Annotated in this window: 11 protein-coding genes and 1 pseudogene; 11 read left to right on the forward strand and 1 reads right to left on the reverse strand. The window is 40.6% G+C overall.

Features of this window, described 5'->3' with window-relative positions; genetic code table 11:
* Positions 1-777: 777 nt before the first annotated feature.
* The 11 genes from B853_RS05380 to B853_RS05480 all read left to right on the forward strand — a co-directional run bounded on the left by B853_RS05380 (position 778) and on the right by B853_RS05480 (position 9,160).
* A complete protein-coding gene (locus tag B853_RS05380; protein WP_038887411.1) occupies positions 778-1,287 on the forward strand; it encodes a GNAT family N-acetyltransferase in 510 nt (169 codons plus the stop codon).
* A 145-nt stretch (positions 1,288-1,432) separates the two neighbouring features.
* Positions 1,433-1,861, forward strand: a complete 429-nt coding sequence (locus tag B853_RS05390; protein WP_038887409.1) for a hypothetical protein — start codon at positions 1,433-1,435, stop codon at positions 1,859-1,861.
* Positions 1,862-2,015: 154 nt separating this feature from the next.
* Entirely contained in the window at positions 2,016-2,648 is a 633-nt protein-coding gene (locus tag B853_RS05400) for a hypothetical protein (RefSeq protein WP_038887408.1), read from the forward strand.
* 155 nt (positions 2,649-2,803) lie between these two features.
* A complete protein-coding gene (locus tag B853_RS05410) occupies positions 2,804-3,304 on the forward strand; it encodes an opioid growth factor receptor-related protein (protein ID WP_038887406.1) in 501 nt (166 codons plus the stop codon).
* A gap of 159 nt (positions 3,305-3,463) precedes the next feature.
* Positions 3,464-3,739 carry a hypothetical protein gene (locus B853_RS05420; RefSeq protein WP_038887404.1) on the forward strand — a complete coding sequence of 92 codons (276 nt, stop codon included), beginning with the start codon at positions 3,464-3,466 and terminating at the stop codon, positions 3,737-3,739.
* A 198-nt stretch (positions 3,740-3,937) separates the two neighbouring features.
* Positions 3,938-4,285, forward strand: a complete 348-nt coding sequence (locus tag B853_RS05430; RefSeq protein ID WP_038887402.1) for a DUF3024 domain-containing protein — start codon at positions 3,938-3,940, stop codon at positions 4,283-4,285.
* Between the two features lie 153 nt (positions 4,286-4,438).
* Positions 4,439-4,939 (forward strand): GNAT family N-acetyltransferase, encoded by a 501-nt coding sequence (locus B853_RS05440; RefSeq protein WP_038887400.1) that lies wholly within the window; start codon positions 4,439-4,441, stop codon positions 4,937-4,939.
* 725 nt (positions 4,940-5,664) lie between these two features.
* Positions 5,665-6,237 carry a hypothetical protein gene (locus tag B853_RS05460; protein WP_038887398.1) on the forward strand — a complete coding sequence of 191 codons (573 nt, stop codon included), beginning with the start codon at positions 5,665-5,667 and terminating at the stop codon, positions 6,235-6,237.
* A 103-nt stretch (positions 6,238-6,340) separates the two neighbouring features.
* Positions 6,341-7,105, forward strand: coding sequence for a hypothetical protein (locus B853_RS05465; RefSeq protein ID WP_038887414.1), 765 nt, complete (start codon positions 6,341-6,343; stop codon positions 7,103-7,105).
* Positions 7,106-7,246: 141 nt separating this feature from the next.
* Positions 7,247-8,194 carry a bacteriophage abortive infection AbiH family protein gene (locus B853_RS05470; protein WP_170001012.1) on the forward strand — a complete coding sequence of 316 codons (948 nt, stop codon included), beginning with the start codon at positions 7,247-7,249 and terminating at the stop codon, positions 8,192-8,194.
* Between the two features lie 144 nt (positions 8,195-8,338).
* Entirely contained in the window at positions 8,339-9,160 is an 822-nt protein-coding gene (locus B853_RS05480) for a hypothetical protein (RefSeq protein WP_038887917.1), read from the forward strand.
* A 25-nt stretch (positions 9,161-9,185) separates the two neighbouring features.
* On the opposite strand, the pseudogene B853_RS05485 reads toward B853_RS05480, so the two are convergent.
* Positions 9,186-9,383: pseudogene (locus tag B853_RS05485) on the reverse strand (transposase); the annotation flags it as partial.

Genomic DNA, 9,383 nt, shown 5'->3' on the forward strand with positions numbered 1-9,383 from the left:
AAGTCAAACATCCGATTGTAGCAAGTATTTTGGTATATCAGTCCGTATTTAGTTTGTTTTGCGGTAGCTTTACGATTGGCTAAAGTGACAGGTGAGCTCAAACTGGAAAAACAAACATAACAAACTGTTTAAGAGTGATTCGCAACGCGTGGCATTTTTACTATGCGTTGGTTTTAGTGTTTAAGGTGGTATGCGGGAGCTTCGGTATTGCGTTGCTCACACCTTAACAGGGCGTTATGTGAACAAAACTGAGATTGATGTCGAGTTTATGAAAATATGATGCTCGACAGTTTCTGAACTGGAACAAATACTATTTCAAATCATAAACTTGGAGCGTCAGCATTGTGAGGTTTGTTTTAGTTGTACTAACACTGAACCATTTCATTTACTTATATTTCGAGCACTTTATCGACGGTGTAATGAGTAACCCTAGCGAAGCAGGTCAAGCTCCTGGGTATGGGATGGTTTACTCATTGTTGCTCTTTCCTTTCCAGCTTTTCCTAGAGCTAGTATTAATTGTCGCTTTGCTGTACCAAACTTTAGTAGTCCGTCAATGGAAAGGGAGCATATGGTACTGGTCTCCTTTTTTATTAACGTTGCTTCTGATCCTAGATATTGGATACTGAGTTTGCATGTTCACATAACAAATTGTTCAAGAGGGATTCGCAACGCGTGGCATTTTTACTATGCGTTGGTGTTAGTGATTAGGGTGGTATGCGGCAACTTCGGTATTGCGTTGCTCACCCCTTAACAAGGCGTTATGTTTCAGGAGGAAATGTGGAGTATCGAAAACTAGAAGCAAGTGATTGGGAACAATACAAAGAGTTGAGATTACTAAGCCTAGTGCAGTCTTCAGAAGCTTTTGAGAATAGCTTTAAGGAAGAATCTAAGTTAAGTAACGAGCAGTGGATTGCTCGAGTAACGGCTACTCAAAGTGCCTTTATTATTGGTGCATTTGACGGTGGAGTATTAATTGGAGTCGCAGGTTTTGCTCAAGCTCTCAAAGAGAAAATTAAGCACAAGTCTTACCTATGGGGTCTTTTTATAAAACAAGAGTATCGTGGTAAACATATTGCAAATGACATGTTGAGTAAGCTTATTCACAATGCCTTCCAAAATACTGATATTTCGCAGATTCAACTGACAGTCGCTTCTGAAAACGACGCGGCTATTTCGCTATACAAAAAGTTAGGCTTTCACAAATATGGTACCGAGGTTGATGCACTGAGAATCAACGGGAAGTCATATGATGAAATATTAATGGCCTATGTGACAACTGAAACATAACAAACTGTTTAAGAGTGATTCGCAACGCGTGGCATTTTCATTATGCGTTGATTTTAGTGATTAAGGTGGTGTGCGGCGGCTTTTGTATTGCGTCGCTCACACCTTAATGCGGCGTTATATTGTTTTTCAGCTTGAGGAGTAGTTTTTGAAACTAAGCAGTCATAAGTTACTTAGAACCATCTTAATCAGTCGTGAAGCTAGCTTGGAAGACCTTAATTCAGTTATAGAATCCAAATATGGTGATTATCGTGATTACTTTCCTTTAGCTAGTCTTGTTGTAAGTGGGTATGTTGCTTGCGAGGTTCGCAGTTCATCAGGGGAACCATATAAAGAGCGACTACTTGCATCAATACTTTACGCAAAAGCGTCGGGTGAAACAAAGGTTAATAATTACCATAATCCAAACGGTAAAGCGGGATATAAAGATAAAATTTTCACTATGACGGCTAAAACTCAGCTTTACTTTGATGAGTTAAAAGCAAAGCGAAACGAAAGGGTGTTTACTGCAATTATTAGTATTGTTGTGGGTGTGTCATCAGCTCTGATTACTTTAGCAATCAAAAGCAAAATTTGAGGATGTCGTCACCAATATAACAAACAATTTAAGAGTGATTCGGCACGCGTGGCATTTTTACTATGCGTTGAGTTTAGTGTTTAAGGTGGTATGCGGCGGCATCGGTATTACGTGCCTCACACCTTAATTGGGCGTTAGGTTTTTGGGGAGTAATTTGAATAATCTAATTCGAGATAATATAGCAACTATTGTTGCTGTTTTGATTACAGGTATAAGTCTAGGTGCTTTTTTTATACAGTTTCACTCAGGTCTCTCAAATGAGCAGGGTGACTGGGGAAGCTTTGGTAGTTATATTGGTGGCGTTCTTGGTCCTTTGTTTGCATTCTTGGCGTTTCGTGCCGGTCTGGAGAATTTAAAGTTTATTAAAAATCAACAAATTAGCTCTGAGACACTAATCGCTATTCGAGCTTATGAGAAAGATCTTAAAAGTTTGTATGAGATGGTTGTAACTTGTGATGACCCATGGCTTTGGACGAACGATATGGGAGGACAGTATGCAGGGTTGAAAGAACTTCCATTGAGTACTCTTTTAAAAAGTGACTCACTAGACTGGGAGTATCACTTGTCAGTACTTAAAGAGAGTCCCAAGTTACGACGCCAACCCGATGGCTCTTTGTTTCAAGATAATGAAATATGGTTACAAGCATTAAATGCGTCCAACGGGCTGTTTCGGTACATCGACTTATATCAGAAACAAGGCGGCGATCAGTCAATAATTGATTATTATACTAGTGCTTATGAGGTTCCTTACAATCGGCTTATACATAGTGAGATAGTAAAAACCTAACAAACAATTTAAGAGTGATTCAGCACGCTTGGCATTTTTGGCTTGAGTTTAGTTTAGTGTTTAAGGTGGTCAAATTGGGTGTGGTAGTAGCGTGCTTCACACCTTAATTGGGCGTTAGTGCGCAAAGATAAGAATTATAATTAGCAGGATTTAAAATGAGTGAAATTGCTCGTTTCATATCTGGTAAAGCTCCAGATAAATTTGGTCGCAATGTAGAGCAGTTGTTAGCTTACAACCACTTCTGGTTGGAGCATGATCATAAGTATATTCAAGTTCTTTTCCCGATTGATGAGGGTACTAAGTTCAATCAACATGCTCCTTTGGTAACTCAAGCAGATCGAGAGGCTTTTGCTAACTCAGAAGAATTGCGCATTACCCACTTAAAAGCACTCGACCTTTTACTCGAGTTTTGGGGATTGCAGCGAGATGGGGGTGAAATTTCTTCATTACTGGAACTAAGCCCTGCTAACCACGTCTGGCTTAAAAGTCATGACCACAACCAACTCCGCCTGACCCGAGCAATTCGTAGTTTGTATTTACTTGGTAATGAGCAGATAGCAGCAAACTTGTGTGACTTTCTAGTGGCTGCAGCCAGAGAAACCGGCATGGTTTCAGATAAAACGGTCGAGTATTGGCGTAACGCGCTCAAGGGTTAGGGGATCGCTGAAAAAGCGCACTAACAAACTGTTTAAGAGTGATTCGCAACGCGTGGCATTTTTACCATGCGTTGGTTTAAGTGATTAAGGTGGTATACGGTGGCTTCGGTATTGCGTTGCTCACACCTTAACAGGGCGTTAGGCTAATAGGAGTATCAAATGAATTTTGTTATTAAAACTAGAAAGTTAACTGAAAACGATTTGGGACGAGATTGCCCATTTCCAGTATTAGAGCAAGATCGATATGAAGAGCAACTAAAACTGTTGGCTGAAGATTTTAAAGCAATTAAAGGGATAAACTCTACATCAGTCGTTGGAGCTGAAATTCACATAGATAGCAGTTATTCCGAACAAGAGTTACTCAATAACCTCAAGCATCTTTTTCAAAGAGACTTTTGTATAGTTCGGTTCCAAGCCATTGAATCATTAGCCTAACAAACTGTTCAAGAGGGATTCGCAACGCGTGGCATTTTCACTATGCGTTAGTTTTAGTGTTTAAGGTGGTTTGCGGCGGCTTCGGTATTGCGTTGCTCACCCCTTAACAGGGCGTTATGTACTTTCTCGAAAATTAACCTAGCCAACGTATGAAATTAGGTCGTAAACTTAGCTTAATTAAAGGGTTAGGTGATAGATATGGCATTTTCAGAAATTGAGCAACAGCGTTATAGAAAGGTAGTGGAGAAGTACCTTGATTCTTGTCGGCCGGCAGAAGAGATCCGCAACCAACTTGATATTGGGTATCGTTTAGAGGGGCAAGTCATCGAAATCTTCGAGATACGTCCTAAGTGGAATGATCCATCCGAAAAAATGGAGTGCCCAGTAGCCAAAGTCAAATATTATAAGTCGCGTGATGCGTGGAAAATTTACTGGATGAAATCCGACCAAAAATGGCATTCGTATGAGCCAGTTCCAGAGATTCAACTTCTAGAAGCTTTCTTGGAAATATTGGAAGACGATACTTATGGGTGTTTCTGGGGATAGAACCAACCACGTACATAACAAACTGTTCAAGAGGGATTCGCAACGCGTGGCATTTTTACTATGCGTTGGTTTTAGTGTTTAAGGCGGTATGCGGCGGCATCGGTATTGCGTTGCTCACACCTTAACAGGGCGTTAGCACACAAGGAGAAGGCTTTGAAATTCGCAAGAAAATTTGAATGCTCAAGTTTTGTATTTACTCCAATAGAAATCGCTGATGCAGTGTGTTTATTAACCGCAGTGAACTCCGATTTATTTCCTGAGTCGCTTCCATTAGCAAACATTAAAACTCTAACTCAAGCTGAGAATTGGTGTTCAAATCGTATGTTAGAATGGAATATGGGCAAATGTTATGTTTGGAGCTGTCGCCGATTGCACAACTCCCAAGTTATTGGACAGGTCACATTACTTCCTCAGGAAAATCGTTTGGCTTTAGCTTATTGGGTTAATCCGGAGTTCTGGGGGCAGGGTTTAGCAACGCAAATGTGCAAAGCTTTGCTATCACATGTTCGTAGCTCGGGTTATCAAGGTAGTATTTGGGCAGGCGTCCATTCTTGGAATAGTAGGAGCTCTTCGGTACTAAAGAAACTGGGTTTTGAACAGACAGTTTCTAATAGTGAAAATACAGCGGAGTACAGCTTGGAAATTGTGTGCTAACAAACAATTTAAGAGGGATTCCCCACGCTTGGTATTTTTGGTTTGGGTTTGGTTCAGTGTTTACGGTGTCCAAATTGGGTGTCGTGGTCGCGTGGCTCACCCCTTAATTGGGCGTTATGTTTACTTTTAATTCAAAGGCTTAAAGTTCTTGGGCTCTAGTTCTTTATCCCTCGGGCAGTTCGTCCCTAGTAGACTCAGCAAATCCACATTGTCGGTCTCAGTTCTTGAATCTCTCAGCCCGTAAAACATGTCAATGTTCGTGGGTTGCTTCATTGTCAGGTCGTGGCGGTTGGCTCCTAGTTTAACTGGCTTAAAGTCGCTTTTAGTTTCTTAGCCAATTAGCATTTCGGCTTGGCAGTTGCCTCGGCAATTAGCCATTGTCTTGCGCTTTGGTTGGAAAGATAGGGCGCTTGTTGTTTCTTAGTCGGGTAGCCTCATTGGGCAGGGAAGTGGAATTACGCGTTTAAGGTTAATTGCCTTTGGCGGTCAAGCTGGTTCGAGCCTTGTGGTTTAGCTCAGAAAACTAGTCAGAAATAGCAGTTCTTTCTCAAGTAAATCATGTGTTTGTGGTAAAACATAACAAACAATTCAACAGTGATTCGCAACGCTTGGCGCTCTCACTTCGGGTTGAATTTAGTGTTTACGGCGCAGTGTTCAGGTTCAGTGTCTGCGCTGCTCACACGTTAATTGGGCGTTAGTTGCTTTCAGAAATAATAGGTAAGTACATGAAAGATAGATTGGTCTCATTTGATCTTGAAACAGATCTAGTTATGTCATTACGGTGCTTACTTGATGCTTTGTCTCAAATAGAAGCAGGGCAAAACTCGTATTTTAAATGGGCAGTAATATACGGACATAATTCGGTTCAATCGGCAATGTGTTTAGCTCTAATTACTTCAGATTCACGTCTGGTACGGAAAAGAGACAGCTACCATACTGATTATGGCGATTTAGATAATATTGAATGGCTCTATGAAAAATTGCGTAAGGAGGATTTCCTCCCTTACATGGGAAGTCAAATCATTGATAACCGGCGATTTAAAAAAGAAAGTGTCAGTCGCTTACAGACAACTCGGAACACATTTATTCATCAACATCCATCACAGTATGTCTTTACGTTTAATGAACTAGCCGAGTTACTATTTTTATCAGTTGAGCTAGTTGATTTCCTCGTTAATGATAGTGAACGTTTGGCTATAGACGGTCATACACAAAGTCAAATTAAGGGCTTGGTGGGTGAGTTGAGTACGCAACTAACAAACTGTTCAAGAGGGATTCCCAACGCTTGGGATTTTTGATCCCAATTTGAGTATTGTGTTTACGGTGGTAATTTTAGGTGAGGTGGTAGCGTTGCTCACCCCTTAACAGGGCGTTATGTTGCTAGAGAAAAAGTACAGTCTAATGAAGAAAAATTTTGTCGTTGGTTGCACATTACTAGGTGTTGTCGCACTATTTTTCGTGGGTAAACGAAGTGGAGAAGAACTGTCATTAGCAGCTTGTGAGCTGGTAGAAAAGGTCGAAACTCCAGTACATTTCTTTACGGATGACTCTATAAGCGAATCAAAAATCAATGAATTCATCAGTTACTCTAATCTTGTCCTTGAAAACTCATGTGTGCCGATGCAACGAACGTTGTCAGGCATTACTAAGCTTGATCTTGCAGATTTCGAAGGAGTTGGTAGTGGTAAATTGCATCGACAGTTAGCGCAAACTGTGGGCGATTCTGTATTGGAGCCACTGCAACGCGAAGGTAGTTACTATGTACTAGTTCTTCCTAAAGAACACCTATTTTCACAGGACGGAACTGCTGGCAGTGCTCACTTGAATTTTAGTCGGAGCTTCGTGGTTTTATCATCTGACGCAAAAGTACATGTACTCGAACATGAATTAGGTCATTTGGCGTGGGCGTGGCATAACGATACGCCAGAGTACTTACTTAAAGGTCAACTCCTGTCAGAGAACCATAGGTTCATAAAACCTTATGCGTTTGGGGCTATGTGTCGTGAAGCAGGGACAGTGATGACGTATGCAGAAAAAGTGTTACCAGTGTATTCCTCACCAGGAATTGAATATTATGGGAAAGCTTGTGGTGATGGAGAAAAAGCAGACAATGCACGACACATGCGAGAGTTTGCTCAGTCGTTAACCTTAAACACCGCAACATAACAATCTGTTTAAGAGTGATTCGCAACGCGTGGCATTTTCACTATGCGTTGGTTTGAGTGTTTAAGGTGGTATGCGGCGGCATCGGTATTGCGTTGCTCACACCTTAACAGGGCGTTATGCGATTTCGAGAGGATGGTGAAATTGAACAGTCTGTACATCATTGGCAATGGGTTTGATCTACACCATGGGTTTAATACTAGATACTCAAATTTTGCTGAGTACTTACAAGTGCATAGCCCCAATCTCTTAGATCTTATTCATTGCTACTACTACCAAGAAAATGGGGTAGATTTGTGGGCTAACTTTGAAGAGAGTTTAGCTAACTTTGACAAAGAAGCTTTATTAGAAGATCTAAGTGACTATCTTCCGGTTATATCAAGCGACGAATTTAGAGATAGAGATTGGTATTCTTTCTCCATCGAAGTTCAGAATAAAGTAGGCGTACTAACTCGCGGGTTATGCGAAGAGTTTAGAAAGTTTATTCTATCTGCTACTTCAGAGAGCCGAGTTGATAGTAAATTGAAGCTTACTTTGCAGCCAAATGCGAAGTTTCTGAGCTTTAACTACAGTGATACACTGGAAAAACACTATTCTGTGCCTCAATCGAACATTACATATATTCATGGCAAAGCTTCTGATTTTTCTGCTCCCTTGATATTGGGACATGGTATTGATCCCAACGAATTTAAGGTTGTTCCAGAGAAACCACCAGAAAACGTGAGTCCTGAAGACCTTGAGAGATGGTATGAGTATATGTCTGACAGTTTCGATTATGCCTACGAGCAAGGGCTTGAAGAAGTTTATGGCTACTATGTTAACTCCTTCAAAAATACAGCTAGCGTTATTGAGAACCACTCACACTTCTTTACATCTTTAGACTCTATAGACAATGTGTTTGTACTTGGTCACTCTTTGTCTGAGGTTGATTTACCTTATTTTCAGCAAGTCTACGCAAATCTGCCTGAGCATTGTAAATGGTATATATCATTTCGTGGAGAGACTGAGTATTTAGAGAAGCAAGAGACAATCCAAAACGTTGGAGTGCCCAAGAGATTAGTGAGTATGATAGAACTTTGCGGTATAGCGTAAAAATCGCATAACAAACTGTTTAAGAGTGATTCGCAACGCGTGGCATTTTTACTATGCGTTAGGTTTTGTGGTTAAGGTGGCATGCGGGAGCATCGGTATTGCGTTGCTCACACCTTAACAGGGCGTTAGGCATAAGGAGTAAAATTGGAACTTATTCGAAATCAAATACTAGGCGGAACTTCAATAGATCGGCAAGGTGAACAGTTAACCTACGAGTTTCTAAACGATTTCTGTAACACTTTCAAAGGGAAACGCATGCCTCTAAATCAACAGCATGATTTAGGTCTAAAGACAATTGGCTATGCCGAGAACTTGAGGTTAGAAAGGCTCGGAAATAGTGATAAAGAGTGGAATCTTATTGGGGACTTATTTGTTGACCGAGATAATTTAGAAATAGCTGTAGGTGGTTTTAGCATTTCTGGTGTTGAAGAAATTAAGTCTGAAAACAACCCTGATTTCTTTCTCTATATTCCTTTCCCCTATTACAATGATGCGGAGTTATTAGAGTCACTATCCGAATCAAACAAAATCAACTTGGGCAAGTGGATTAAGAAAAATAATGACCCTGAATCTTGGGCTATTTTTGCAGCAACTGTTGCCTTTGCTTTAACTCCTGTGTGGGATGACTTTTATAAAACTGTTGTTGCGCCAAAAGTCAAAAAATTTGTATCAGAAGAACTTCCTAAACTAGCGAAAAAAGGTGTAGGGTTACAGCATGTTCAAATTATTGATTATCATGGATGCGAAATTGAAATTCGTTTTATAGGCGAACGAGGGCGAGAAAAGGAGTGTTATTCATTAAGTATTATGAGAAACGCTATTAGTATGGTTCAGCGTGAGCTCGACACTATCTTTTCCACTTCAGATCCTGTGTCTCGTATTGTTCTTTGTTACAACAAAGATGGTAAGTCTTATTTTGTTCATCGTATAGAAAAGGATAGTGGCAGCGTCGAGCATTATGCTTAGTATCAAGTTTGAAGTGCGACACTTTTTACAGATGCGCATGAATATACTCCGTTGGTGTCCTATACCCAAGTCTTTTGCGTGGGCGCGTATTTAGTTTGTGTGCAATTTCATTGCAGAGCTTCTGTGTCACATGTGACATAGAATGTTCGTTTTGGTAAGTATTGTCGTATCAAGCCATTGGTGTTTTCATTAGTGCCTCGTTCCCATGAGTGGTATGGGTTTG

The organism is Vibrio rotiferianus CAIM 577 = LMG 21460 (assembly GCF_002741985.1).
Classification (GTDB): domain Bacteria; phylum Pseudomonadota; class Gammaproteobacteria; order Enterobacterales; family Vibrionaceae; genus Vibrio; species Vibrio rotiferianus.